Raw genomic sequence first — 26,277 nt, 5'->3', positions numbered from 1 at the left:
CCGCGGCTACCGTCGGCTCCATGGAACGAATCCGAGCGGTCCTGGTCGACATCGACGGCGTCCTCACCGTCTCCTGGAAGGCCCTGCCGGGAGCGGTCTCCGCCATGGAGCAGCTGCGTGGCACGGGGCTCCGCATCGCACTGGTCACCAACAACACGTCCCGCACCAGGGCGGCCATCGCCTCACGACTGGCCGGCCTGGGTTTCACCGTCGACGCGGGAGACATTCTGACCGCCCCGGCGGCCACGGCGGCGTATCTGCGCGAGCACTTCCCCGGCGCGCGCTGCCTCCTGCTCAACAGCGGTGACGTCCAGGACGACCTGCCGGGCGTCACGCTCGTCGAGGAGGGTGACGCCGACGTCGTCGTGCTCGGCGGCGCCGGGGCCGAATTCGGCTACGAGGCCCTCAACCGGGTCTTCCGCCAACTGCAGCGCGGGGCCCGGCTGGTGTCGATGCACCGGAATCTGTACTGGGGCACCGAAGACGGCCTCGCCCTGGACACCGGAGCCTTCCTCGAAGGTCTGGAGAAGGCCGCCCGCACCCGTGCGGAGGTGACGGGCAAGCCGGATCCCGCCTTCTTCGCGAGCGCCCTCGCCCATCTCGGCGTCGGAGCGTCGGAGGCACTGATGATCGGCGACGACATCGAATCCGACGTGCTGGCCGCCCAACGGTCCGGCATCACCGGCGTACTGGTCAGGACGGGCAAGTACCTCCCCGAGACACACCGCGCGGCCTCCGGCACGCCCGACCACGTCCTCGACTCCTTCGCCGACCTGCCCACCCTGCTCGCCACGCTCGCCGCCGAGGGCGACGGGACACCTGAACACTGACGGGCCCCGACCGGCGCACCGTGAGCTCCGGGGCGCCACGTCATGTGTGGCAGCGCAGAAGGACCAGGATCGTGTCGCCTGGCGGCGTGGCGAGGTGCGCCACGCTGCCCGGCCCTACGGCAAGCAGTCACGCGGCGCCCGCAACCGCAGACCGCCCCGCTCTGCGCAGGACGGCCTGAAGTCCGTTCCCCGATGAGATCATCCGGAGGGGACGGGCGGGTTGCCCGCCGGGCCCGACGGACGGAGCGGAGGGCTCGCTCAGAGCGCGCAGAAGGCCTTCTCAGCCGCTGCGCCCGTGTGGTTCTGGCCGGGAGTGCCGGAGATGAGGTGGCTCTCGTTGTTGGCCTCGACCACCTGCTTGGCGCCGTCCTCGCTGGTGAGGTGGAAGCTGAAGTACCCGGGGACGACACCGTTGTGGTACCAGGCGGTGCGACCGCACGAGGTGTTCAGGCGCATGAGGCCCAGGCCGTAGTCGGGGCCCAGACCGGTGGGGACGGTGGTCTTGAGCTCGGTCTGCTGCGCGGGCGGGAGAAGGGTGCCGCCCACGAGCGCGCGTTGGAAGGTGGCCAGGTCGTCGAGGGTCGAGACCATGGCGCCGGCGGTCTGGGTGGCCGAGACGTTGGTCACGGTCATGTCCAGGATGAAGGGGCCGGCCAGGTAGTACCCGCGCAGGTAGTTGCCGTAGACGTTGTTGTCCGTGGTGGGCAGAGTGGTGTCCGCCAGGCCCAGACGGTCGAAGATCCGGGTCTTCATCTCAGCCGCGGGCTCGTTGCCGGTCACAGCCCTGATGATCATGCCGGCGAGCACGTAGTTGGTGTTGGTGTACTCCCACTTCTCGCCCGGCTGCGCGTTCGGCTGGCGCTTGCGCAGGGCGCCGTCGACCAGCTGTTGCGGCGTCCAGGTCCGGCTGGTGGTGTACCCGTCGATGTTCATCGTGTAGTTGGGGAGGTTCGACGTGTGGTTGAGCAGCTGCCGGATGGTGATCTTCGAACCGTCGTGGCCGTTGGCGTTGACGGCGTTGGGCAGCCACTTCGCCACCGTGTCGTCGATGGACAGCAGGCCGTCGGCCTCCAGCAGCAGGACGGTGGCCGCGGTGAAGGCCTTGGTGTTGCTGCCGATGCGGAACTTCGCCTTGGGGTCCGCCGGCACACCGGTTCCGCGGTCGCCGACGCCCGCCTGTATGTACTGGGTCCGGTCACCGTCACGCACCATTCCGATGATGCCGGGGTACCCGTCGGCGATGCCCTGGTCGGCACCCGCCTTGAGCGCCACGGCCGCATCCGGGACCCCGGCCTCGGCGGTGCCGAGGCCGATGGTGAGACTGATGCTGCACACCGCGGCGATGACGCCTAATCGCTTGAGTTTCATGACTCTCTCCGTGGGATCGTACGGCAAGGATGAAGGATCAACACGCAGTGTAATCAGGTGACTTCACTATTTCGGCGGGGAGTCGGGAGGGTGAGATTGTTCACCTGCCCTGCCCACTCCGGAGACCGCGAAGGTGATGCGAGCGCCGGTTCTGGGGCGCGTTCCTCTCCGAAAAGTACGCCGCGCCGCGACTGCGCGACGGCGGCTCGATCACTTTCGGCTTCAGCAGGATTTCATCGGCATCGCAGCACCGTGCGACAGCGTCTGCCACGTCGTGCCGGTGCCGTGCGCAGCGCACCAGCCCCATCCGAACGGGGAGTGAGGTGAACCCTGTCGCCGTCGCTCCGGCTCGGCGCGCGGGGGACGGAATTCCGCCGGTCCCGCAAGCGAGAACCGTACGAGGAGAGAGGGCTGCCACGTGAGTGAGACCCCACAGGTGGATCCCCGGCATGGCTTCGGCGACCGTCCGACCCGACCGTTGGGGCAGGCCGACCCGACCTGGGCACCCGCGGCGCAGGGCTACGGTCAGGTGCCGCCCTACGGTCAGGCACCGCCGCCGATGCCGGGTCAGGCACCGCCCCCGATGCCCGGTCAGGCACCGCCGCCGGTCCCGCCGCAGGCGCCGGGCGCGCCCTCGGCATGGGCCCAGCCGGTTCCCGCGGGCGGCCCGGGCGGAGGTCCGCGCGGCGGCGTTTCGCGGGCCTGGCTGATCGGTGGCGCCGCGGCGCTCGCCGTGGCCGTGGCCGTCGGTGTGGTCGTCGCCACCTCGGGGGGTGACGACGAGGGCACGGTGTCGAGTCTGCCGTCCGGTGTGCCGGGAGGCGCCGCCGAACCCGAGGAACCCGCCAAGGCGTTCACCAAGGTGCCCAAGGGGTGCGAACTGGTCAAGGCGTCCACCGTCGAGGGAATCGTGCCCGGGGCGGCGTGCACGCCCGGGCTGTTCGACGACAAGGATCTGGCCTCGATGATCACCAGGGGGCCGAGCTGGGAGAGGACGGACAGCAGTGGCCCCTTCCAGACCTTGAAGGTGCATCTCTCCGTCGCCCCGGGGGCGAAAGGCAGCTACGACATGAAGAAGGAGGTCGCTCTCAAGGACATCGGCACTCTGAAGAAGGTGTTCGGCTCCCGGCCGGTCAGTGGGATCGGCGAGGAGGCCGTCGTCGTCTACGCCGGGAGCCCGGACGGGGGACTGACCCAGGCCGAGGCGATCGTCCGTGAGGGCAACGCCGTGGTCACCGCGGACTACAGCTTCAGCCGGAAGGACTCCACCACGACGCAGAAGCAGGCCGAGGACGCCGCCGTCGCCGTCGCTCGTGACGTGCTCGGTTCGCTGAGCTGACCGCCGCGACGACGACGTGCACACACCCTCCTCCGGGGGCGGCGACCCCACGGCCGCGCAGCCTCCGTTCACCACGGTGGCGCGAGAGCCCGCCCCTGTCACCCGCCCCTTCACCACCGTCCCGTTGCCGCACGGCCAGGTCCCTCAGCAGCAGAGCCCCACCCGTATCGGCCCCTACGAGGTCTTCCAGCTCCTGGGCGAAGGCGGCATGGGCAGGGTCTTCCTCGCCAGGTCGCCAGGATCGCGTCTGGTCGCCCTGAAGGTGATCCGGCCCGAGTACGCCGAGGCGCCGAACTTCCGCGGGCGTTTCCGGCGCGAGGCCGAGGCCGCCCGCCGTGTGAGCGGATTCTTCACTCCGCCGGTGCTGGACGCGGACGCCGACGCCCCACAGCCCTGGCTGGCCACGGCCTACGTCCCCGCGCCCTCGCTGCACGAGGTCGTACGCGGGTTCGGCGTGCTGCCCGAGCCCGCCCTGCGGGCTCTTGGCACCGGTCTCGCGGAGGCGCTCCTCGCCATCCACGAGGCAGGCCTCGTCCACCGCGACCTCAAGCCGGGCAACGTGCTCGTCGCCGAGGACGGACCCCGCGTCATCGACTTCGGCATCAGCCGGGCGGTGGACGCGACACAGGTGACCCGGACGGGCGCGGTGATGGGGACGCCGGGCTTCATGGCGCCCGAGCAGATCGTGTCGAGCCGCGACGCGGGACCGGCGGCCGATGTCTTCTCCCTCGGCTGTGTCCTGGTCTTCGCGGCCACCGGTCAGGGCCCGTTCGGCGCAGGAGGGACGGCCGAGATCCTGTACCGGGCCGTCCACCACCCCCCTCGGCTCGACGGCGTTCCCCCGGGGTTGGGCCCGCTGATCGGCGCCTGCCTGGCCAAGGACCCCGCCCACAGGCCGCCCGCCGCATCGGTGCTGGCCACGCTGGGTGCCGCCGACCCGGCCGCCCTGCTCACCGAGGGCCTGCGGCAGGACCTGGCCCGGCGGGCGGCGCACGCCGCGCTCCTGGTGACGGCACCGCCCGTACCCATGACGCCCCTCGGGCCACCCACCCCTACCGGACCGACGGCACCGACAGGGCCGAGCCGCCGGGCGTTCCTGTGGATCGCCGCGGCCGGCACCGCCGCCGTGGCGGCGGGAGGCGCCGCGGCTCTGAACGAATGGCAGTCGCGGTCCGGCAAGGACCCGGCCCGGTCCGGCGGCGGCACGAGCGGGGGTAGCAGCGGGGCCGCGGGCGGTGCGGCCGGCACCACCGGCATACCCGAGCCCAAGGTCCCGGCGGGTCCGAAGCCCCTGTGGTCGGTCCCGCTGAAGAAGCTGGAGGGCGGGCAACTGCGCCTCGTCGGCAACACTTTGGTGCGCTGGGACACGACCACGGCGATCGGTTACGACGCCGCGACCGGGAAGGAACGCTGGAAGGGTTCGCTCCGCGCCCCCTCCGATGTCACGGGCTCGACGAAATGGCTGGGCGCCGAGGGATCGATGCTGTTCGCCGAGGGCTGGAGCGGTGAGAACGGCTATCTCTTCGGTGTCGACGCCACGGGCAGGCAGAAGTTCGCGTACGCGGTCACCGGGCCCGGCCCCGACGGCCGGAACGCCGACTTCGTCCAGAGCGTCCAGTCCGTCGCCGGTTCGGTCGCCGTCCTCGGCACCAGCGGCAACGACGGCTACGGCGTGGTCGCGGTCGACCTCGCCTCCGGCAAGGCGCTGTGGTCGCGCAGGATCCGCTCCAGCGACTTCCAGGCCCACGCCGCCGGTCGCCTCTGCCTCCTCCAGGACAACGGCACCCTCCGGGGACTCGACCTGCGCTCCGGCACCGAGCGGTGGAACGTCCCGGGCGTCATCAAACCCGGCGCCTACCCGCGGCTGTCCTCCGACGGGACGACTCTGCTCGTCGCGAGCGTCAAGGTGCAGGCCTTCCGCGCCTCCGACGGCGCGAAGCTGTGGACCGCCGTCAACGAGACGACCACCATCAGCGCGGCCGCGGTCCGCGGCGAGCGGGCCTACGTCTTCGACGGTCCGGGCACGGTCTTCGCCCTGGACATGAAGAGCGGCAAGCAGCAGTGGCACACCGCGAGCCCGCTGAACCTGACGACCACCGGCGGTGCCAGGGGCCAGGGCCCCACCGTCTCCTCGTCCGTGGTGGCCGTCGCCACGTTCGCCACCGGCGACGTCCCGGGGTTCGTCGTCCTGCGCGCCTCGGACGGCAAGCTGCTCTGGGCGCACCAGCCCTCCGGCAGCGAGGCCGGGGGCAAGGACACGTGGCAGCTGCAGACCTCCGGCGACACCCTCTTCGCCGCGTCCGAGACCACCCTCTACGCATTCCGGAGCACCACCTCGTGAGCATGCCTCCCCACTCTCAGCCGCCGTCGTTCCCGCCGTCCCAGGTCCCGCCGCCTCAGGTGACGTCGTCCCCGCCGCCCGCGCCCGCCGCCCCTACCGCCTCGTACATCGGCCCGTACCGGGTGATCCGTGAGCTCGGGGCGGGCGGCATGGGCCGGGTCCACCTCGCCGCCTCGCGCAGCGGCCGTGCGGTGGCCGTCAAGGTCGTACGTCCCGAACTGGCCGCCGACCCCGACTTCCGCCGGCGCTTCAAGGCCGAGGTGGATGCCGCTCGCGCGGTCTCCGGCGCCTTCACCGCGCCGGTCGTCGACGCCGACCCCGAGGGGCCGCAGCCCTGGCTGGCCACCGCCTACATCCCCGGTCCCTCGCTCTCCGACGCCCTGGACGCCCACGGGCCCATGCCCGAGGCCACCTTGCGCGTGCTCGGCGGAGGCCTGGCCGAGGCACTGGCCGCGATCCACCGCGCCGGGCTCGTCCACCGCGACCTCAAGCCGTCCAACATCCTGCTCACCCTCGACGGCCCCCGGGTGATCGACTTCGGCATCAGCCGTGCCGTCGACGGCACGGTCCTCACCGCCGAGGGCCAGGTCGCCGGCTCGCCCGGCTTCATGTCGCCCGAGCAGTCGAGAGGTGACCAACTCACGGGTGCCAGCGACGTGTTCGCGTTCGGCGCCGTACTCGCCTTCGGCGCCACCGGCATCCCGCCGTTCGGCACCGGCGCGGCCCACGCACTGCTCTACCGGGTCGCCTACGAGGAACCACAACTGGCCGGCGTCCCGCACGGCCTGCTCGGCATCGTCGCCGCATGCCTCGACAAGGACCCCTCGCGGCGTCCCACCGTCGGTCACCTGCAGTCCTGGCTCCGGCCGGAGACCACCGCGGGCTGGCTCGGCGCGGTCGAGCTGCAGGTGACCGAGGACCAGCGCACCCTGCGGGACGCGGTACGCCCTCCGCTCCTCAGCCGCCGACGGCTGCTGACCGGCGGCGGGGTGCTCGCCGCGGCCGCGGCGGCCGGCGGCGCCGCCTGGTTCCTGCGCTCGGGCGACAAGAACCCGGGCGCCACCCCCGTACTCGACTGGGCCCACGACCTTCCCCACCCCGGCATGGCCCTGAGCACGGTGACCCGGTCCACGCTGCTGTGCACCCGCCAGGCCACGGGTGCCTGCTTCGACCGTGCCACCGGCAAGCTCCTGTGGCAGGACGTCGGCGGGCAGAACACCGACGCCCTCGCCGACGACGAGCGCGTCTACACGGTACGCACCGACGGCAAGGTGCACGCGTTCGGCGGCCGGACCGGAAAGGAGGTGTGGAACGCGGCCCCGGACGCGGACAACGCGCCCCGGCTCGAGTACTGCGACAGCAAGCTGGTCGTGACGCTGAGCGGCGAACGCGTCCAGGGGCTCGCGGCGGCGAGCGGCGAGGTGCGCTGGACATCCTCCGCCGTGAAGGGCGTCCTCTCGGTCGACGGCCGCACCCGGGCCGGTGCCGTGATCGTCTGGGGCAGTCCTTCGAAGACGGACCCGGCAGCGAGCACCCGGGGATACGCCGCCCTCGACCCGGACTCGGGCAAGCTCGTATGGGCGAAGGACCTCGTCGCCCTCTACCCGCCGGACGACGGCGAGGTGCTCTACGGCATCGACGGCGGCATGAATCTGCTCGCACTCGACCCCGAGGACGGCAGGACTCTCCGGAGCACGCCCACGGAACTCCCGCCCACGAACAGTGAGATCTTCCTCTGGAGCGGGTCCTTGAGCCTGCTCGGAGGCACTCTGTTCTGCTACCCGGGCACCGGTGCCAACGGCTCGACCCGCGGCTTGCTCACCGCCTTCGACCCGGAGACGGGCAAGACCCTGTGGAGCGTACGGACCGCCGCCCGCGGCAACCGCGGCTACGCACGCTCCGGCGCGACCGTCTGCTACCTGGACGAGAAGGTTCTGCACGGCATCGACGCCAGGACCGGCGCGAAACGCTGGACGGCAGGGGCAGGTCTGGGCGACCCGGCGTTCCTGGGCACGCTGCGCGGGCTCTTCCTCGCCGCGGGAGAGAAGGGCCTGTACGCCTTCCACGCCGAGACCGGCGAACAAGTCTGGCATCACGCGGCCGACGGCGGCTCCGGCGCCTGGTCGACACACACCACCGACGATCACCTCTACGCCACCTGGTCGGGCAGGCTGCTCCGCTTTTCGGTGCCCGGTTCCTGATGAACCGGGTCTTCGCCGAGAGCCGGATGGATCCGCTCGTCCACTCCGCTCTCGCGGACGTACTGGGCAGCCGCCCGGCCTTTGACCTGCGGTTCGAGAGGTGTGGGCGGTTCCCGGAAGTGCTGTACGTCGCTCCCGGGCCCGACACGCACGTGCGGCGGCTCACGGAGGCGATCGCCGATCGTTGGCCTGAGGCTCCGCCGTACGGCGGCCGATTCGTCGAGGGCGTGAAGTGGCGGGAACGGGCGTCCTTGGCACTCGGATAGCAGAGGAGGGCGATGAGGGCTCGGCCGTCGCTCTCGGCCATGCACGGTCGTCCACCCTCAGGAACGGCTCGCCCTGCACGGTGGCCGGCGTCGTACCGGTGAACGCCATGACGTCCCGATGCAGGTGGGACTGGTCGCAGTAGCCGCTGTCCGCCGCGACGTGGGCCACGCCTTCACCCGCTACCAGGCGGTGCACGGCATGGTCGAATCGGACCAGCTTCGCGGCGCTCTTCGGTGGCATGCCGACGTGTGAGTGGAACCGGGTCCACAGACGCTTGCGGCTCCATCCGAGTTCGGCCGCCAGGCGGTCGACCCGCACCCGGCCCTTGCCGGCGACGATCCGGCTCCACGCCCAGGACACCGCCGGGTCGACCGGCGACCGCGCCTCGAGCCGGCGGGCGAGCAAGGCTTCCGTGAACGCGAAGCGGTCCTCCCACAGGGGGATTTCGCCCAGCTGCTCGCGAATCCGTGACGCCTCCGCGCCCCACACCTCGTCGAGCGACACCAGAGAACCGGCCAGATCGGCCGGAGAAGCGCCCAGTGCCGTGCCCACGATCGCGGGTGACAGGCGCACCTGCACGCACTCGACCTGTTCTCCCCACGCCCGGACCCCGCCTCCGGAGCCGAATCCGGGCCCGGCGACGAGACTTCCCCTGTGCCGCCGCCCAGCGCCGTCCCCCACGACGGAGGCGCTCGCCCCGAACTCCAGGATCAGCATCACGGCCGGATGCGGAACCATCCGCAGACCACCGGCGGGCCCGTCGGGGATCCGGAAGCCGGCCATGTCGACACCAGGCACCCGGCCGGGCCGCTGCGGACGTGCGACGTCCCACGCAGCAGGGTTGTCACGTTCACTCGAGGTGGACCCCATCTCCACATGCTAGGCGGGCCGAGAAAGGAGGGGAACATTCGTCCAAGACCTCGGCGCGCACCGGCGGCGACAGTGGGCTCATGACTCTTCCCGACAGCCACCCTCACCCGAACGGCGACGCTGCGGCCACCGAGGGCGCGCTCCTCCGCCTGGACCAGGGCAGCATCTACGTACGCCAGGACGGCCCTCGCGACGCGCCTGCGCTCCTCCTCATCCACGGGTCCGCCACGTCGAGCCGTTCGTGGGACGCGCTGGTTCCCCTGCTGGCCACTTCCCATCGCGTCATCCGGATCGATCTGCCCGGGCACGGCCGCTCGGCCGAACCGGTCGACGGTGACTACGCGCCCCAGGAGCAGGGACGCAGGATCGGCACGGTCCTGGACCGACTCGGCGTCGAGTGCGCCATCGTCGTCGGCCATTCCAGCGGCGGCTATGCCGCGGCCGCGCTCGCCGGGCAGCGGCCCGACCTCGTGACCGCGCTCGCACTCATCAACACCGGCCCCAGCATGGATGCCTTCATCGCACCCGGGTCCACTCCCATGGACGCCACCCGGTGGCCGCCGACCGACGAGCAGATCCGGCAGTTCGCGAGTACCGGATTCCGTACGGGCTACGAGGTCCCCCAAGAGCTCGTCGACGACCTGCGCGGCATGACCTACCACGCGGTCACCACGGCCATGCAGGCGTCCATCGCCTATCTGCAGCAGCGGGCGCTCCCGGATCGGCTGATGTCCCTCGGTAAGCCGCTGCAGGTCGTCTTCGGTGACCAGGACCGCAGATGGCGGCCCTCGTCCGCGGTCGACTACCGCGTCGTTCCGGGCGCGAGAATCGAGCTGCTGGCCGGTGCCGGACACACACCCATCCTGGAGGAACCGGCACGGACGGCCGCACTCCTCCTCGCCTTCACCGCGATCCACAACGCTCCGGCACCCACGACCCCGTGAGGCCCCATTCCGGACGGCACGTCGCGAGGCCGGAGTGGGGAACCGCCTCAGCGTGGCGGCGGCAAGGACTGCTCCGTCCAGATGGTCTTGCCCGTGCGCGTGTACCTGCTCCCCCACCGGTCGGTGAGCTGCGCGATCAGGAAGAGGCCACGGCCTCCCTCCTCCGTGGCCTGGGCGCGGCGCATTCGGGGCTGAGTGCCGCTGCCGTCGGAGACTTCGCAGATCAGCTTTTCCGCGCGGATCAGCCGGAGCACGACCGGTCCGCCCGCATAGCGGATGGCATTGGTGACGAGCTCGCTGGCCACCAGCTCGGTGGTGAAGGCGAGCTCGTCCAGGTCCCACCGCGACAGCTGGGTCAGTACGCGCTCACGCGCCTCGGCGACCACCGACGGATCCGCCGCGAAGGTCCAGGTGGCACTGTCGTCCGCGGGGATCCCGCGGACCGCCGCGAGCAGGAGCGTCACGTCGTCCGACAGCGGACCCGGCACGAGAGACCGGACCACCCCGGGACCGACGTCCTCCAGGGGCCGGCCGGGGGTGAGCGTGACCGACAGCGCGTGCCGGAGTGCCGCCATGCCCTCGTCCAGATCGGCGTGGCTCCGCTCGATCAGACCATCGGTGTAGAGAGCGAGGACGCTGCCGTCCTCCACCTCCGCCTCGAGCGGCTCGAACGGAAGACCGCCGACCCCGAGCGGTGGACCGGGGCTGAGGTCGAGGTAGGCGACGCTGCCGTCGGGCCCCGCCAGCGCGGGCGGCGGGTGTCCCGCGCTGGCCACGACGCACCGCCGGGTCACGGGGTCGTACGTCATGTACAGACACGTGGCACCGAACGATCCGAAGGCGATCTCGGTGCCGGGGGGACGCGTCGTCTCCGTACCGTCGGCGTCGATGGCGAACTGCGACACAAGGTCGTCCAGATGCGTCAGCAGCTCGTCGGGCTCCAGGTCGAGGTCCGCCAGCGTCCGTACGGCGGTGCGCATGCGCGCCATCGTCGCGGTGGCCTGGAGGCCGTGCCCCACCACGTCGCCGACCACGAGAGCGACCCGGGCGGAGGAAAGCGGGATGACGTCGAACCAGTCGCCACTGACCCCCGTCGCCGTGTCCGTGGGGAGGTAGACACTCGCGGCGTGCACCGTGGAGGTGTCGGTCGTGGCGGACGGCAGCAGGCTCCTCTGCAGGCCGACCGCGGCGTTCCGCTCGCGCGCGTACCGACGCGCGTTGTCCACGACCAGCGCCGTACGCGAGGCGATCTCCTCCAGCAGAACGAGGTCCTCGTCGGTGAAGGGCGGACGATCCTCGTCGCGCCCGACCCTGATCCGGCCGAGAAGCGCCCCCCGTGCCCGTAGCAATGCGCTCATCCCGTGCGCACGGGCACCGACCGCGTCAGGAAGACCGGCGCTCGCCTCCGTGTCGTGCGCGTGCGACCACACCCGGCCCGACAGCACACCACCGGTGTCCACCGTGACGTCCGTGCCGGGACCGAGTACGTCGGGGGAGATTCCGGCCACCGCCGTCCGGCGCAGCACGTGCTGGTGATGGCGTTCAGGGACCGGCTCCGCGTACGTGAACACGGCCTCGGCGACCTCGACGACCGCGACGTCCGCAAGCGCCGAAACCAGGACGTCGGCCAGGTCCCGGGTCGTCTCCTCGGCGGAGAGTGTGGTGCTGAGCACGGAGGTCGCCCGGTGCAGCAGGTCGAAGCGGCGACGCGAGAGGCGCTGTTCCGTGACATCGACGAAGAGGGCCGTCACGCCCATCACCAGCCCGTTCGCCTCCTGGAGGCGGAACGCGGAAAGGGCCATGATCCGTCCCGCACCCGGGTCGACCTGCGTGTGCACCTGCACGTCGACGGCGACCAGCGGGACCCCGGTCGTCAGGACCTCGCGCAGCCGCGCGTCGATCACGTGGGCGTCCGCCTCCCGGAGGAAGTCGGACAGACGGGCCCGGTACAGCTCTCCCGGCACACCCGAGTAGGGAAGGAGGTGGGTGTTCGTCCGCACCAGCCGCAACTCGTTGTCGAGAACCGCCAGACCGATCCGGTCCTGGAGGAACAGTTCCCTCATGAACGCGTGGCCCTGACGCCACTGGGAGACGAGGAGACGGGGCGCACCCAGCACCAGGAACCGGGGCGGGGACCCGGCTCGCGGCCCGTCGGTGAGCGGCAGGACACGAAACTCCACGTCGCCACCACCGTCCGGGGCGAGTGCCGCGCGCCCTTCCCACACCGGCCCGTCGCGCTGCTCCAGGACCGCGCGCCAGCTCCCCGGAACCGCGAGGAGATCGCGCACTCGCCGCCCGTACAGGTCTCGTGCCGACCGCCGCAGCAGGTTCTCCGCAGCCGGTGTGCACCGAAGGATGGTCCCCCTGGCGTCGACCACGAGCCCTGCCGCGTGCCCCACGTCGAGGAGGTCGTCGCTACCCGGGGTCATCAGAGGGCACCCTCCCTTCCGCGCACGGTCGGCGGTCGCGACCACCGCTCACCGCCACTCTGCCCGGGTGCCGGATCATCAGCACGCCGTACTCCTCCGAATGGCCACCGCCCGCGTGAGCGGATCGAGTGCCCGTTACGGGCCCGGGAGCACAGCAGCTTCGAAGGGCACTCCTCCCATGCTCCTTGTGCCGCCTCGGCCGGAAGGGGATGACCTGCCAGCAATGCGCTGCCGCCGGCTGTCAGGATCGTCATGGCGCGAGGTGTTCGCGGAGCCGGGCCGCCAGCTCGGCGGCCTCCTCCGGGGAAACGTCCAGCACTCCGTTCTCCGACATGAGCGCGTGGAACTGCTGCTCGCCGTAGGGCACGCCGGGCGGCAGGCCCGCGACGTGCCAGTGGACGTGGGAGTTTCCTCCCTGCGCGCCCAGCGACAGCAGGTAGACGCGCTCCGGGGCCAGAACCTTCTCGACGGCCAGGGCCACCTTGCGCACCACGCACATGATGTCGGTGTACTCGTCGTCGGTGAAGCCGCTGACGACGTGCTCGATGTGCCGCTTGGGGGCGACCAGCACCTTGCCGGGCAGCGTGGGCCATCGGTCGAGGAAGGCAACGTGGCAGGCATCCTCGTAGATCACATGGTGCTCGTAGTCAGGGTGCCCGTCGACGGTGGCGCACACGAAGCAGGGCCCGCGGCGCGCACGTTCCTCGTAGGCGTCCAGATCCATCGGCTGCCTGTCGTTCACTGCGCGTTCCTCTCGCCTCGGCCAGGCCGGCGCGTGAGGACCGGCTCGAATCCATGTGCACGGTCCTCACGGACGACTCACCGTTGCGGCGGTCAGGAGTTCCTGAGGAAGAACGTGACGGGCGTCGGGCCCGTGTAGAGGAATTCTCCTCCGGGCAGGCAGCTGACCGCACGCCGTCGGCTCAGCCCGTCGCAGTGCTCCGCGCTCAGCCGCATGAAGACCGTCGACGTGTGCTGGCCGGCCGGGAGCGTGGGGAGCGCGCCCGCGGCGAAGGAGGCGAAGGGGAGCCCTTCGAAGGGGGCGATCCGGCGCAGGGTCTCCGGACCGAAGGTCCGGCTCTGCTCCCGGGCCGTGCCGATGTCGCTCACGATGCGGACCCCCTGGAACTTCGAGACGAAGTCGTCCATCGGGTCGAGGCGGGCGGGTGTGTAGCCGCGGGGATAGCGGGCGTCGTCACCGTCGACGGCCGTGCCCCAGGAGGGGAAGGACCGGTACCACTGCTCCCCCACGAAAGCCTCGCGGCACCCCGGCGGACCCATGATCCGCTCGCTGATGCCGAGGAAGGTGTTGAGGTTGGTCCCGTCGGGACTGATGCAGTTGTGGTCCGCGGGAGGTACCGCAGCCTGTGTGACGGGCCCGGCCTGGGCCGGGCCGGTGCCCGCGACCGCCAGTACCACGGCCGCCACGGCGGAGAGCACAGCCGCGCGCATACGAGTGGGTTTCATGGCCCGAGCTTGGCCCGCACCGGCCACCCGCCCGACAAGGACACGCCCGCCCTCTGCCGCATGGCCTATCGCTGGGGCCGGTCCGGCGTATCCCCGGCCGAATGCCCGGCCTCCTGAAGGAAGCACCTGGCGCCGTGGTCCTTCGAGGGCGGGTGGCACAGTGGTTGCCGCGCCACCCGCCTTCTCAGGTCAGTTCGCGTTCACGAGGTCGTGCGCGGGGACGGTCACGGTGCGCCGGCCGGGGGTGCCGCCGAGGACGACCTTCCGCAGGGCGCTGTTGTTGTCGAGGTTGGTTTCCTTCAGTCGCTTGGCCGGATTGGCCAGCACCTGGATGTAGTAGGTGCCGTTGGGCACGTCCGTGATGTCGAACGACTGGCCCGGCAGGTCCTGGGTGTAGGTGTCACCGGAGCCGACGTCCAGCACCTCGCGGACGGAGATGGAGTTCTCCTGGCCGCAGGCGGTTGCCAGGTCGGTGTTGAACGGGTGCCAGTTGGCGTTCTTCACCGTGTAGTCGACGGCGTCGGTGTTGGCCAGGCAGAAGGCCTCCTTGCCACTGCGCACCGCTTCCTTCTTGTCCGCCTTCAGAAGCCGGTAGCTGGCGAAGTCGGTGAAGTGCCAGTGCACGTGGCCGGGACGCGGGTCCCACTCCATGGTGCCGGTCGGGGTGTAGCCGACCTGCTTGCCCGCGGCGTCGTAGAAGTACTGGTAGGCGTCCATCTTGGCTTTCCCGGGCGAGCGGAAGCCGTCGACCACGAGCTGGGCGGGACCGGCGTTCCACACGTTGGCGCTGAAGGCCAGGTAGTCCTTGCCCGGGATGTTCTGGCCGCCGTCGCTGATGGTGATGCCGTATGCCGGCAGCGACCGCAGGTCGGGCTTCGGGACGTTCGGGACGGAGGGACTCCCGCTGGGCCGCGTGGACAGCGGCGTGAGCGCGGGCGCCTGCCGCGAGCCGTCGGTCTGCCCGGTGGTGTCACCGGCCTGCATCTCGGCGCGTTCGGCCTGCTGCCTCTTCACCGCCCACGGCACGGCAGGCGGCGCGGCCTTCAGCGGCCCGTGGCCCACGTTGTACGAGGGACCCGCGCCGCTGGTCTCCGGTGCGCCGGCCTGGGCGGGGGTCGGCCGGCCGTGCCCCGACCCGTGCCCGGTGTGACCGGCCGGGGCCTGGTGGGCCGCGCCGTGCCCCGCGTGTTCGCCGGCGGTGGCCGACCTGGCGGGCGCGGCGCCGGCGCCGTCCTCCCAGCTGCGCTCCTGGACGGTGACCTTCACGGTCGCGGGCCGGTCGGCGATCCCGAGGAGGTCCCGGTACTTCTTGGCGACCCCGATCTTGGCCGTGTACGTGCCGGCGGCGAGCTTCACCGGCTGGGTGTAGGAACCGCCGTAGGTGTTGGCGGCCCACCCCTTCTCGACGCCCCACACGGAACCGAGGGTGAAGGGGTTGGTGGGACAGCTCTCCGGATACTTCGAGGTGGAGGGCGCGTCGGGGCGGACCCGTCCGCTGGCGTTGTTCGGACAGAAGCTTTCCGTCCGGCTGGCGACCGTCTTGCCCGTCTTGTCGGTGACGGTGATCTCCGCGAACCCCGGCAGCCCTGAGAAGTCCTTCACCGTGCCCGGGGGCAGCGTCCTGGTCTTCGTCTTGCCGCCCGCGTACACGGTCTGGGTGATGGTCACCGGGTCCTTGTAGGACTTCCGGGTCACCTTGAACTCCAGCGGTGTTCCCTCCGCGGTCAGATAGGTGCCCAGGTCCAGATAGACGCCCGGCTCCTCCTTCCACGAGGTGAGCGTGACCGAGTCGGTCGCCGCGATGAGACTCAGTCTGGGCCCCGGCGCGGCCTTCGCCTGCTCCGGCGTGGCGGCCATGAAGCCGACCGTCACGGCCATGGCGGCGACGGCCGTGGTACCGGCGAGCAGCGGACGCCGCAGCCGGATGGTGCGCGTAGTGGTCATCGATCCCTCGTTCTCCGGATGCTGTGGCAAAGGGAGCTGACAGCGGGCCACCCGGTCCGGCGGGACGGGTCACGTCCGGCCGGAACGGCGACAGGCACTCGCTGCGCCCGTCCGGTGAGAGGAGGGAGCTGGGTGCCCGGTTGTCCGGAGAGTCGAAACTGTCGAGATGTTGGCCGGAAAACGCCGCTGTCGCCGATGATGCCGGGACCGCGGACCTGCCGTACCGGGCAGGTGACATCACGCCTCGCGGGCACCCTCGTACATCGTCTCGATGACCTTGGCGTATGCGCGCTCCACGACGGGCCGCTTGACCTTGAGGCTGGGGGTGAGCTCGCCGTGCTCGATGTCGAGGTCACGCGGCAGCACCGAGAACTTCTTGATCGTCTGCCACCGCTGCAGGTCGCCGTTGACGCGTGCGACGAAGCCTTCGATCAGCGTGTGCACTTCCGGCGAGGAGACGACCTCGGCGTAGCTGCGGTCCCCCAGGTCGTGGGATGCCGCCCAGGGCATGATCGCGCTTTCGTCGAGCGTGATCAGGGCGGTGCAGTAGTTGCGGCCGTTGCCGATGACCAGGATGTTGCTGACGTACGGGCAGACCGCCTTGAAGCGGCTTTCGATCTCCGTGGGCGCTATGTACTTGCCGCCCGACGTCTTGAACAGGTCCTTCTTTCGGTCCGTTATCCGGACGAAGCCGTCCTTGTCGACCTCGCCGATGTCGCCGGTGTGGAACCAGCCGTCGCTCTCCAGCACTTCGGCGGTCTTCTCCGGAAGGTTGTGATAGCCCCGCATGACACCGGGGCCCTTCAGGAGGATCTCCCCGTCCTCGGCGATGCGGACCTCGGTGCCGGGCAGGGGTCTGCCGACCGTGCCCACCCGGAGGTTGTCGACCGGGTTGACCGTGACGGCTGCACTGGTCTCCGTCAGGCCGTAGCCTTCGAGGACGGGCACGCCGGCGCCGGCGAAGAAGTAGCCGATGTCGGGGGCGAGTGCGGCACTCCCCGACGCGCTGCCGCGAAGTGCGCCCCCGAAGGCGGCGCGGATCTTGCCGTAGACCAGCTTGTCGGCGACGGCGTGCTGCACGGTGAGCGACAGCGGCACCGTGCGTCTTCCCGTCGCCACCATCTGTTCCTGCCCGGTCCTGGCGTAGTCGCGGGCGACCTTGGCCGCCCACTGGAAGATCTTGTACTTGGCACCACCCTCGGCCCTCGCCCTGGCCGCGATGCCGTTGTAGACCTTCTCGAAGATCCGCGGCGCGGAGGCCATCACGGTGGGCCGGACGACGGGCAGGTTGGTGACGATGCGGTCGACGCGCCCGTCCACCGCGATCACGCTTCCGGTCCTCACCTGACCGGAGATCAGGGCGTTGCCGAAGACGTGGGACAGCGGCAGCCACAGAAACTGCACGTCGTCGGGGAGCAGCAGCCCGCTGACCTCCTGCGCGACGGCCTGGTAGGACCAGCAGTCGTGCACCAGGCGCACGCCCTTCGGGCGGCCGGTCGTGCCCGAGGTGTAGATCAGGGTGGCGAGTTGGTCCCGCTCGATGGCCCGGACCGTCGTGTCGATCGCGTCGGGGTGCTCGCGCAGGTGTGCCGTGCCGCGCTCCTCCAGCTCGGCGAGGGTCAGGACCTCAAGTCCCTTGACGTGGGGCGTGTCCGTCTCCGCATCGAAGAGGATCGCGTGGCCGAGCCCGGGCAGGCGTTCCGCGTGGGCGGTCACCTTGGCCAGCTGGGCGGCGTTCTCGACGAAGATCGCCCGACTGCCGGAGTCGGCGAGGATGTACGCCGTCTCGTCGGCGTTGGTGCTCGGGTAGACGGCGGTCGCGGCGGTCCCCGCGCACATCACGCCCAGGTCGGCGAGGATCCACTCCACCCGGGTCGGGGAGGAGATCGCGACGCGCTCCTCGGGCAGAAGCCCGAGGGAGAGCAGGCCGGCCGCGATCGCCCTCACGCGCTCCGCGGCCTGGGCCCAGGTCAGGGAGCGCCACTCCTCGGCGCCGGGAGCACCGTGGTCGGCGGCCACCGGATAGCGGTAGGCCTCGCGGTCGGGAGTGGCCTCGACCCGTGACAGGAAGAGATGCGCCACTGAGTGCGGACGGTTCTCGAGAAGGTACTGCGCGGAACTCATGTCGACCTCCGGGCCCAGGGCGGCCATCAACGATTCATCGCTTCAGTGCTTCAGTGCTTCAGTGCTTGATTGACCGGCGGGTAACTTGCGAGCAGTGGAGAGGCTATGGGCAAACCCTCCTGCGCGTAAGGGGAGCAGCGGCGAAACGTGCTCGACGTGGTGTCAGCGCCGCGAGCACACGCCCCCTGGCGGCCGCCTTGGCGGGGGCCGACCACTTTGACGGAGGGCTACCACGTCGGCGGAGGCGGACCCCGCTCCGCCTTACGACAACACCGTTGACGCGGGAAGCGGACGGCGGTTCGATGCTGCCGTCGAGTCGGTCGTCCGCCCATGCCCCCGACGCCTCCGACGCGCCTCCGTCACCCCCATCGCCTCCATCACCTCCATCGCCTCAGTAGGGATCCACCATGACCGACCTCACCGACATCGCCTATCTGCCGGCCACCGAAGCCCTGCGCCGCTTCCGGGAGCGCTCGCTGTCACCGGTCGAGCTGATGACCGCTGTCATCGCACGCGCCGAAGCCGTCGAGTCCAAGGTCAACGCCCTCGCCGAGCAGACCTTCGAGCAGGCGCTCGCCGCCGCGCGCGAGGCCGAGGCACGGTACGGAGGCAAAGGGGCGGCGCCCCGCGCGCTGGAGGGGCTCCCGGTCGCGACGAAGGAGGAGCAGCCCCTCAAGGGGCGCCGCAGCACAGACGGTTCGCTGGCCTTCCGGGACGAGATCGCCGACGAGACGCATCCGGTCGTCGAGCGGGTCCAGGCCGCGGGCGGCATCGTGCACGCGCGGACCACCACGCCGGAGTTCAGCTGCGCGGCCTTCACGCAGTCCCGGTTGTGGGGTGTGACGCGCAACCCGTGGAACCCGGAGTTCAGCCCGGGCGGTTCGTCGGGCGGCGCCGGCGCCGCGCTCGCGGCCGGGGAGACGACGCTCGCGACCGGCTCCGACATCGGCGGCTCCATCCGCATTCCCGCCTCGTTCACGGGCACGGTCGGATACAAGCCGCCGTACGGTCGCGTGCCGGCCATGGCCCCGTTCAATCTCGACACGTACTGCCACGACGGTCCGATGGCGCGGACCGTCGGTGACTGCGCACTCCTGCAGAACGTCATCGCGGGACCCCACCCGCTCGACGCGGTCTCCTTGCGTCCCAAGTTCACCCTGCCCGAACGCTTCGAGGGCGTCGAGGGTGTACGGGTGGCGCTGTCGGTCAACCTCGGGGACTGGCCGGTCGATCCCGAGGTCGAGGCCAACACCCGAGCCGTGGCGGAAGCCCTGCGCGCCGCCGGAGCCATCGTCGAGGACGTGGACGTCCCGATCACGCGGGCGACCGTGATGGAGGCGGCGATGATTCACTTCGGCTCCGTCTTCGGCCCCTATGTCACGTCGGTCGCCGCGGAGCACGGCGATCTTCTCACCGCGTACGCGCTCGACTTCGCCGAGCGGACTGCCGAGGCCGTCCGCGAGCCCGGAAGCATCATGCGCGGTCTGGAACTGGAGGCTGCGGTGCAGACGACGCTCGGCAGACTGCTCGACCGCTATGACGTCCTGCTCTGCCCGACGACCGCCGTCCCGGCGCTGAGAGCGGACGACGACTACCTCTCGACCAAGGTCGTGATCGGCGGCGTCGAGCTGGACTCCTATCTGGAGGCCGCGATGACCACGGTGTTCAACATCGCCAGTCGCTGCCCGGTGCTGAGCGTGCCGTCCGGATTCGCCTCGACCGGCGTGCCGACGGGAGTCCAGGTCGTCGGACGCACCTACGACGATGCCGGGGTGTTCCGCGTGGCCACGGCAATCGAGGCGGTACGCCCGTGGAACAGCCGCCCGGCCCTCTGAGCCAGGGGCCTTGGGACGCCGTGCTCGCGACAGGGGCCTGTCATCACGTTTCGGCCCTCGTCAGCGAACCTGGTCGCTCTTCGGCGCGACGCCCTTCATCCTGGTCGGAGTCCCTTCCGGGGCGAACGCGTGGTGGAAGGTGAAGGCGTGCGGCGTGGAGCCGTGATCGTGGAGGTGCTCCAGCCTGGAAGCCCCGTCCTGCCAGGTGGGTATCACGCCGTCGGAGACCCACCAGAACGCGCAACTCGGGTGTTCTGTCCTCTCGAACCAGTCGTGACGCCTGTTCAGCGCCTCGCGGTGCAGACCGGTGTAGATGGCGTCGAAGGCAGGGCGCAGGTCGGTCCAGAGTGAGAGGGTCGTGGCCAGGGCGGCGGTTTCCACCGTGCGGCCCTTGCCGTACCAGGTCGGTACGGCGAACTCTCCCCATGCACCCCAGTCCAAGTCGAAGTGTGCGCCCCGGTCTCCGTCTGCCGCTTCGGCATGAGCGAGGTAGCCGGGGTGCCGGCTGATCTTCCGGTAGATGGCCTCGCCGCTCTCGTGCAGTTCTCGCGTGAGAGTGCACGGACGGGGCAGGTGGACGGGTGCCGTGGGCGATCGGAGGGGCGCCGCGGTGGTGGTGCACCCGATCGTTCCGGGCACGGATCGTCGGGTCCTGGGAGGGTGGTGCTTCCTACGGTGAAGACATCAGAAGGAAGGACACGCACCCCGTGCTGGAGCAGCTCAACCAGGCACTCGACCACATCGAGCGCTGCCTCGAGGCGGAGGCGGGCCGGGAGGTCGACGTCGCCGCGGTCGCTCGGATCGCGATGACGTCGGAGTACCACTTCCGGCGCCTGTTCTCGGCCCTCGCCGGGATGCCGCTCTCCGTGTACGTGCGGCGCCGCCGCATGACGCTCGCCGGCGCCGAGGTGCTGGGCGGGGAGCGGACGCTGCTCGACGTGGCCGTGCGGTACGGGTACGGGTCGGGTGAGGCGTTCGCGCGGGCGTTCCGGTCGGTGCACGGCATCGGGCCGGGTGAGGCCCGGCGTACCGGTGCGACGCTCACGGCGCAGCCGCGCATGTCCTTCCGTGTCGTCGTCGAAGGGAGTACGACCATGCGGTACCGGATCGTGGAGAAGGAAGCGTTTCGGGTCGTGGGCAGGAAGGCGCGGGTACCTCTCGTGCACGAGGGGGTCAACGCAGCGGCCGCGGCGCACGTGGAGAGCCTGGACGAGCAGGCGATCGTACGGATGAAGGAGCTGGCCGACGGGCAGCCGGAAGGCGTGCTGTCGGCGGTGGTGCACCTGACCGACAGCCGCGAGGAAGGCGCGGAGGTCGACTACTGGATCGGCGTCGTCACCACCCCGGAGGCCGCCGCGGACGAGCTCGACGCCCTCGACGTGCCCGCCGGAACCTGGGCGGTCTTCGACAACCACGGGCCGTACCCGAGCGCCCTCCAGGAGCTGTGGCGGGACGTGTTCACGCAGTGGTTCCCCTCGAACCCGTATGCGAGCCGGCCGGGTCCTGAGCTGCTGCAGACGCAGCCGGTGGAGATCGGCACGGACACGGACTCCCAGCTGTGGATCCCCGTCGAGCGGGCCGGCGAGACCGCCGGGGCGTGACGACCGGGCCGTGAGCACCCGTGCGAGAGGGACTCTTCGACCGTTGCGCGGGGGCTCGCGGGCCGACTCGGGGGAAGCCGTCGTCCGTGCGGCCTCATGGCGCACACTGGAAGGGTGCTCTGGACCCCAGCGTGTGTCGGCGAGCTGCGGGAGCGGGCCGGTGAGGCGCTGCTGCACCGGGTCGCCGGCCCCACCGCGCACGAGAAGCGGGCTCGTATCCACGAAACGCCGGGCCCGCGATGGTTCGGCCCCGACCGTCCGGTGCGGACCGTGCACGCGGACGCGGCGATGTACGTCGGCGGGCTCGCCGCCCTGCTCCTGCAGTCGCTCCACCCTGTCGCCATGGCGGCGGTCGCCGCGCACTCCGGGTTCGAGAGCGACCCCTGGGGGCGGCTCCAGCGCACGAGCACCTTCCTGGCGGTCACGACGTTCGGTACGGCGCAGGACGCGGAGCAGGCGGTACGCCGTGTGCGCCACGTCCACGGCGCGGTGCGGGGACGGACACCGGAAGGCGTGCCGTACCGGGCTTCCGATCCGCATCTGCTCGCCTGGGTGCACGCGGCCGAGGCCGCCTGCTTCCTCAGGGCCCATCAACGCTACGGAAGGCGCCCACTGGCTCCGGGGGAGGCGGACGGCTACGTCGCCGACATGGCGCGTGTCGCGCGCCGGCTCGGGGTGGTGGATCCGCCGGAGACCACCGCCGGACTGGTGGCCCGCCTCGCAAAGTACCGTCCGGAGCTGCGTGCCACCGCTCAGTCACGCGCGGCGGCACGCTACCTGCTGGCCCACCCGCCGCTGCCCTGGCCCGCCCGCCTGCCCTACGCCTTCCTGGCAGCCGCGGCGGTCGAGCTGCTGCCCGCATGGGCCCGGGCCCGCCTCGACCTGCCGTACACCACCCGCCTGCTGCTGCCCCTGGCCCGCCCCGGCGGACACGCGGTCGTCGCGGCGATCCGATGGATCGTTCCTGCCGCTCCCCGGCCGGCGCGGCTTCCCGCAACCGGCTCGCCACAGCCCGGGCCGTCTCCGTCTCGTTCGGCGAGGTGAGCGGAGGCCGCGGCACCCTCAGACCAGAACGCGACCTCCCGGCAGGGCGGCCACGGTGCCGTCAGCGGACCGGTTCGCTCCCGGCTCCGCTACTTCTGATTCGACGCCTCTTTGGCCTGGCGTGCGATGGTCTCCAGCACGATCTTCGGTTCCGCGGTCGGGGCGACGGCCTTGCCGATGTTCCGCTTGATGGTGTCGCTGACCTGGAGCCAGGAAGGGTCGTTGACCGGGTAGAGCTCGGCGGTGCGCAATGCGCTCAGGAACTGCTCGGCGCTGGGGTCGGCCGCCGCGGCCTGGGACGCCTGGTTGGCGCTCACCGTCGACGGCAGCAGCTTGTAGCGCCCCGCGAACTCGACGAGGTTCTTGTCCTGGTAGACGAAGTTCAGGAAGGAGTGCACCAGTTCGCGATTGCCCTCACGCTTGAAGGCCATCATCCAGTCGGCGACGCCCGCCACCGGCGGGGTCTTCCCCTCGTCGAGCGTGTCCGACACCGGCATGCGCAGCGTGCCGACCTTCATGCCCTTCGCTCTCGCCTCATGAAGCAGAGAGGGATAGCCGTTGACCATGCCGACGTCGCCACGCAGGAACGCGGCGAAGGCGTCCTGCCGGTTGAGCTGGGCGGGCGCGACCGGCCCGGTGAGGCCCGGCGTGACCAGGTTGTCCTTGATCCAGCGGAACGTCTGCGTGTTCTGCTCGGACGCGATGTTGTATCGGCCGCTGCTGTCGGTGTATCCGCCGCCGTTGCTCAGTTGCCAGATCAGGGCTTCCGCGTGCGCCTCCTCGGGGCCGAGGGGCAGTGCGTACGGGTAGAGCACGCCCTCGCTCTTGAGCGCCTTGGCCGCGTCCTTCAGGTCCGACCAGGTCTTCGGCGGCTCCGCTCCGGACTTCTCGAACAGTTCCTGGTTGTAGAAGAGCAGCCGGCTGCTGGCCACGAAAGGCAGACCGTAGAGACTGTGGTGGATCGAGCCCGCCTCCGCGAGCGGCGGCAGGAAGTTCGCCTCCGTCCCGATCGACATCACCTCGCTGGCGGCGTAAAGGCGGTCCTGCGCGGCGAAGTCGGAGTACGCACCCATCAGAGCCACGTCGGGAGCATTGTTCTCCGCGACCATGCGCGTGACCTCGCGGTCGACGTCCGCCCATGGGTACAGCGTCACCTCGACCCTTTTGCCGGGGTGGGCGGCACTGAAGGCGACGGACAGCTTGTCCCAGTACGTCTTGGAGCTGGTCGCCGGGCTGTCGCCGTACTCGGGGACCACGAGCCGCAGCGTCGTCCCGTCGCTCTCGGACGCGCTGCAGGCCGTGACGAGGGAGCTCAGTAGCCCGAATGCGGCCACCGAGGCGGTCATGCCGAAGAGTCTTCGTCGCACGGATCTTTCCTCTGGATCTTTTTTGGACAGTGCGTCCGGAATTCTCTCCTGGGAAGGTCTGGATTTCGCTCCTCGTCGAACAGTTGTGGCCATAACTCCAAGCAGTGCCATTTCCGATGGTGTTTTCCACTACATCGATCTGGAGGGTGATGCGCGTAGAACCCTCCACGATGTCCACAGTGGCTCCAGAGCGGAGCATGGACGAATGGATGCGGGAGACGAATGGCGGGGTGGAGGACGGCACCGGGGGCGCCTCGTGCCGACAAGTTGCGCCGCCTCTTCGGTCGGGGCTGCGCAACGGTGGAGCCAGGGAGCTCGCAGCCCGGCGACCGTGCGGACTCCCCCTCGCGGAAACGTCGTACCGGGTCGTCAGCCGTGGCGCGGTGGGGTCAGGCCCGCCTCGTGGGCGGCGATGGCCGCCTCCACCCGGTTGCGGGCGTCCAGCTTTGTCAGGACGGCGCTGACGTGTGCTTTCACGGTGCCTTCGACGAGGTGCAGCCGGCTCGCGATCTCCGCGTTGGACAGCCCCGCGGCGATCCCCGCCAGGACGTCGCGCTCCCGCTGCGTGAGTCTGTCCAGGGAACGGCGGGGATGCGCCGTGCGGTGCGCCCGCATTCCGGCGATGACCCTGCCCGCGACACGGGGAGAGAGGTAGGCGCCGCCGGCGCCGACGGCCCGTACGCCGTTGAGGAGTTCTCTGGGGTCGTCCGCCTTGAGCAGGAAGCCGTCGGCGCCTTCCTCGAGTGCTCGGGTGATGTACTCGTCCTGCCCGAAGGTCGTCAGCATGATCACACCGACGGTTGCCGGTTCTCGGCGGAGCCGGGCCACCGTCGTCAGCCCGTCGAGGCCTGGCATCTGGATGTCCAGCAGGACCACGTCCGGCCGGTGGAGACGGGTGAGCGCGAGTGCCTCGTTGCCGTCGGCTGCCTCGGCGACCACGTCGACGTGCGGGTCGCGGGCCAGGATGGCGCGTACGCCCGCCCGGACCATTGCCTCGTCGTCGGCCACCAGGACCCGTACGGGCCGGCCGTTCGGTGTCGTTTCTTCCACGCCTGGAGCCTACGTCCGGCTCACGGCCTCGCACCGGCGGTGCCTCGCGGTTCCGTCCGGGGACTGAGCGCTCCCCCGACGAAAGGCAGGATGCCCCTTCCTTTCGACCCATGGGCCTCGGCCGCGTGCGCTCGTAGCGTCGCTGTCGTACGGGAATCGTGGCGGGCTTCGCCACGGGTTTCGCGACGGATTTCGCGACGGGTTTCGCGACGGATTTCGCGGCCCTTGCCCGTGCGCCGAGGCTTCTCACCCATTGCGAGGGAATTTCGTGATCAGCATCCGAGGACTGACCAAACGCTACGGCGACAAGCCGGCCGTGGACGACCTGACGTTCGACGTCCACGCCGGCCGGGTGACCGGCTTCCTCGGCCCCAACGGGGCCGGGAAGTCCACCACGATGCGCATGATCCTGGGTCTCGACCACCCCACACGCGGGCGGGCTCTGATCGCCGGTCGGCCGTACGCGGACCTGCGGCGACCGTTGCGGGCGGTCGGAGCGATGCTGGACGCCCGAGCCGTCCACCCGGCGCGCTCCGGCCGTGCGCACCTGGTCGCCCAGGCCCGAGCCAACGGGATTCGGGTACGGCGGGTGGACGAGGTGCTGGAGGCGGTGGGTCTGGCCGCGGCCTCCCGCAGACCGGCCGGAACGTACTCACTCGGCATGAGCGGGCGGCTGGGCGTGGCGGGCGCTCTGCTCGGCGATCCTCCGGTGCTGATCCTGGACGAACCCGTCAACGGCCTGGATCCCGACGGGGTGCAGTGGATCCGTCGGCTCGTGCGGGACCAGGCCGCTGAGGGGCGCACCGTGTTTCTCTCCAGCCACCTGATGAGCGAGATGCAGGTGACGGCCGATCATCTTGTCGTGATCGGCCGGGGCCGGCTGCTGAGCGACTCCTCCCTGACGGAGTTCCTGTCCGCCGCGTCACCTCCCTCGGCACGGGCCACGGTGCCCGACACGGAAGAGCGGTCCACGCTCGTCCGCTGTCTGACAGCGGCAGCCGATGTGAGCGTGAAGACGTCCGCGTCGGGGGAGCTCGCCGTGGGCGGCATGAGTGCGGCCGAGGTCGGCGACCTCGCCCACCACTGCGGCGTACGGCTGCACGCCCTGAGCGACGAAGTCGTTTCGCTGGAGCAGGCGTACATGGACTTGACCGCACGAAGCGTCGAGTACGCGTCGGGCGCCACGGGCGCCACCGAGGGGAAGGGACAGCAGTGACCCATGCGACGCCGACCAAGGAGCGGGCTACTGCTCTGCC

20 protein-coding genes are annotated in these 26,277 nt (G+C 70.8%); 10 read left to right on the top strand and 10 right to left on the bottom strand.

Annotated elements, in window-relative coordinates; translation table 11 throughout:
* Positions 1-20: 20 nt before the first annotated feature.
* Entirely contained in the window at positions 21-830 is an 810-nt protein-coding gene (locus DEJ46_RS38000) for a TIGR01458 family HAD-type hydrolase (protein WP_190623091.1), read from the top strand.
* Positions 831-1,088: 258 nt separating this feature from the next.
* On the opposite strand, the gene DEJ46_RS37995 is transcribed toward DEJ46_RS38000, so the two are convergent.
* Positions 1,089-2,198 carry a serine hydrolase domain-containing protein gene (locus tag DEJ46_RS37995; RefSeq protein ID WP_150273704.1) on the bottom strand — a complete coding sequence of 370 codons (1,110 nt, stop codon included), beginning with the start codon at positions 2,196-2,198 and terminating at the stop codon, positions 1,089-1,091.
* A gap of 418 nt (positions 2,199-2,616) precedes the next feature.
* Between DEJ46_RS37995 and DEJ46_RS37985 the strand changes: the two genes are divergently transcribed.
* The 4 genes from DEJ46_RS37985 to DEJ46_RS41015 all read left to right on the top strand — a co-directional run bounded on the left by DEJ46_RS37985 (position 2,617) and on the right by DEJ46_RS41015 (position 8,345).
* Complete coding sequence (locus tag DEJ46_RS37985; protein WP_223835392.1) at positions 2,617-3,537, top strand: hypothetical protein; 921 nt, start codon at positions 2,617-2,619, stop codon at positions 3,535-3,537.
* 76 nt (positions 3,538-3,613) lie between these two features.
* Positions 3,614-5,878 carry a protein kinase domain-containing protein gene (locus DEJ46_RS37980; RefSeq protein ID WP_223835391.1) on the top strand — a complete coding sequence of 755 codons (2,265 nt, stop codon included), beginning with the start codon at positions 3,614-3,616 and terminating at the stop codon, positions 5,876-5,878.
* A 2-nt stretch (positions 5,879-5,880) separates the two neighbouring features.
* The gene (locus DEJ46_RS37975) at positions 5,881-8,079 is read left to right on the top strand and encodes a protein kinase domain-containing protein (RefSeq protein ID WP_150273700.1); all 2,199 of its coding nucleotides are present in this window, start codon (positions 5,881-5,883) and stop codon (positions 8,077-8,079) included.
* On the top strand, positions 8,079-8,345 hold the full coding sequence (locus tag DEJ46_RS41015; RefSeq protein WP_150273698.1) for a 2'-5' RNA ligase family protein: 267 nt from the start codon (positions 8,079-8,081) through the stop codon (positions 8,343-8,345). The genes DEJ46_RS37975 and DEJ46_RS41015 overlap by 1 nt, the downstream gene beginning before the upstream one ends.
* Here DEJ46_RS41015 and DEJ46_RS37965 read toward each other — a convergent pair.
* The gene (locus DEJ46_RS37965) at positions 8,242-9,216 is read right to left on the bottom strand and encodes a helix-turn-helix domain-containing protein (RefSeq protein WP_411757805.1); all 975 of its coding nucleotides are present in this window, start codon (positions 9,214-9,216) and stop codon (positions 8,242-8,244) included. The two genes, DEJ46_RS41015 and DEJ46_RS37965, sit on opposite strands and share 104 nt — an antisense overlap.
* 80 nt (positions 9,217-9,296) lie before the next feature.
* On the opposite strand from DEJ46_RS37965, the gene DEJ46_RS37960 reads away from it, so the two are divergent.
* Positions 9,297-10,160 (top strand): alpha/beta fold hydrolase, encoded by an 864-nt coding sequence (locus tag DEJ46_RS37960; protein ID WP_150273696.1) that lies wholly within the window; start codon positions 9,297-9,299, stop codon positions 10,158-10,160.
* A gap of 47 nt (positions 10,161-10,207) precedes the next feature.
* On the opposite strand, the gene DEJ46_RS37955 is transcribed toward DEJ46_RS37960, so the two are convergent.
* The 5 genes from DEJ46_RS37955 to DEJ46_RS37935 all read right to left on the bottom strand — a co-directional run bounded on the left by DEJ46_RS37955 (position 10,208) and on the right by DEJ46_RS37935 (position 18,124).
* The gene (locus tag DEJ46_RS37955; RefSeq protein ID WP_150273694.1) at positions 10,208-12,589 is read right to left on the bottom strand and encodes a SpoIIE family protein phosphatase; all 2,382 of its coding nucleotides are present in this window, start codon (positions 12,587-12,589) and stop codon (positions 10,208-10,210) included.
* Between the two features lie 250 nt (positions 12,590-12,839).
* The gene (locus DEJ46_RS37950) at positions 12,840-13,331 is read right to left on the bottom strand and encodes an HIT family protein (protein ID WP_223835390.1); all 492 of its coding nucleotides are present in this window, start codon (positions 13,329-13,331) and stop codon (positions 12,840-12,842) included.
* A gap of 92 nt (positions 13,332-13,423) precedes the next feature.
* Complete coding sequence (locus DEJ46_RS37945) at positions 13,424-14,056, bottom strand: hypothetical protein (RefSeq protein WP_150273692.1); 633 nt, start codon at positions 14,054-14,056, stop codon at positions 13,424-13,426.
* 189 nt (positions 14,057-14,245) lie between these two features.
* Positions 14,246-16,000: a lysyl oxidase family protein gene (locus DEJ46_RS37940; RefSeq protein ID WP_150273690.1), complete on the bottom strand. Its 1,755-nt coding sequence runs from the start codon at positions 15,998-16,000 to the stop codon at positions 14,246-14,248.
* 237 nt (positions 16,001-16,237) lie between these two features.
* Positions 16,238-18,124, bottom strand: coding sequence for an AMP-dependent synthetase/ligase (locus DEJ46_RS37935; RefSeq protein ID WP_150273688.1), 1,887 nt, complete (start codon positions 18,122-18,124; stop codon positions 16,238-16,240).
* A gap of 407 nt (positions 18,125-18,531) precedes the next feature.
* On the opposite strand from DEJ46_RS37935, the gene DEJ46_RS37930 reads away from it, so the two are divergent.
* Positions 18,532-19,959: an amidase gene (locus DEJ46_RS37930; protein WP_150273686.1), complete on the top strand. Its 1,428-nt coding sequence runs from the start codon at positions 18,532-18,534 to the stop codon at positions 19,957-19,959.
* Positions 19,960-20,019: 60 nt separating this feature from the next.
* On the opposite strand, the gene DEJ46_RS37925 is transcribed toward DEJ46_RS37930, so the two are convergent.
* Entirely contained in the window at positions 20,020-20,598 is a 579-nt protein-coding gene (locus tag DEJ46_RS37925; protein ID WP_411757804.1) for a DUF3291 domain-containing protein, read from the bottom strand.
* Positions 20,599-20,666: 68 nt separating this feature from the next.
* Between DEJ46_RS37925 and DEJ46_RS37920 the strand changes: the two genes are divergently transcribed.
* Together DEJ46_RS37920 and DEJ46_RS37915 are read left to right on the top strand one after the other, a co-directional pair.
* On the top strand, positions 20,667-21,560 hold the full coding sequence (locus tag DEJ46_RS37920) for an AraC family transcriptional regulator (RefSeq protein WP_150273684.1): 894 nt from the start codon (positions 20,667-20,669) through the stop codon (positions 21,558-21,560).
* Between the two features lie 96 nt (positions 21,561-21,656).
* Complete coding sequence (locus tag DEJ46_RS37915; protein WP_150273683.1) at positions 21,657-22,604, top strand: oxygenase MpaB family protein; 948 nt, start codon at positions 21,657-21,659, stop codon at positions 22,602-22,604.
* A gap of 89 nt (positions 22,605-22,693) precedes the next feature.
* On the opposite strand, the gene DEJ46_RS37910 is transcribed toward DEJ46_RS37915, so the two are convergent.
* On the bottom strand, positions 22,694-23,971 hold the full coding sequence (locus DEJ46_RS37910) for an ABC transporter substrate-binding protein (protein ID WP_223835389.1): 1,278 nt from the start codon (positions 23,969-23,971) through the stop codon (positions 22,694-22,696).
* 369 nt (positions 23,972-24,340) lie between these two features.
* Positions 24,341-25,021, bottom strand: coding sequence for a response regulator (locus tag DEJ46_RS37905; protein ID WP_150273679.1), 681 nt, complete (start codon positions 25,019-25,021; stop codon positions 24,341-24,343).
* A gap of 268 nt (positions 25,022-25,289) precedes the next feature.
* Here DEJ46_RS37905 and DEJ46_RS37900 point away from each other — a divergent pair, with 268 nt between their 5' ends.
* On the top strand, positions 25,290-26,237 hold the full coding sequence (locus tag DEJ46_RS37900) for an ABC transporter ATP-binding protein (protein WP_150273677.1): 948 nt from the start codon (positions 25,290-25,292) through the stop codon (positions 26,235-26,237).
* Positions 26,238-26,277: the final 40 nt, after the last annotated feature.

The organism is Streptomyces venezuelae (genome assembly GCF_008642375.1).
Lineage (GTDB): Bacteria > Actinomycetota > Actinomycetes > Streptomycetales > Streptomycetaceae > Streptomyces > Streptomyces venezuelae_G.
This window is presented reverse-complemented; position numbering and strand designations above follow the sequence as displayed.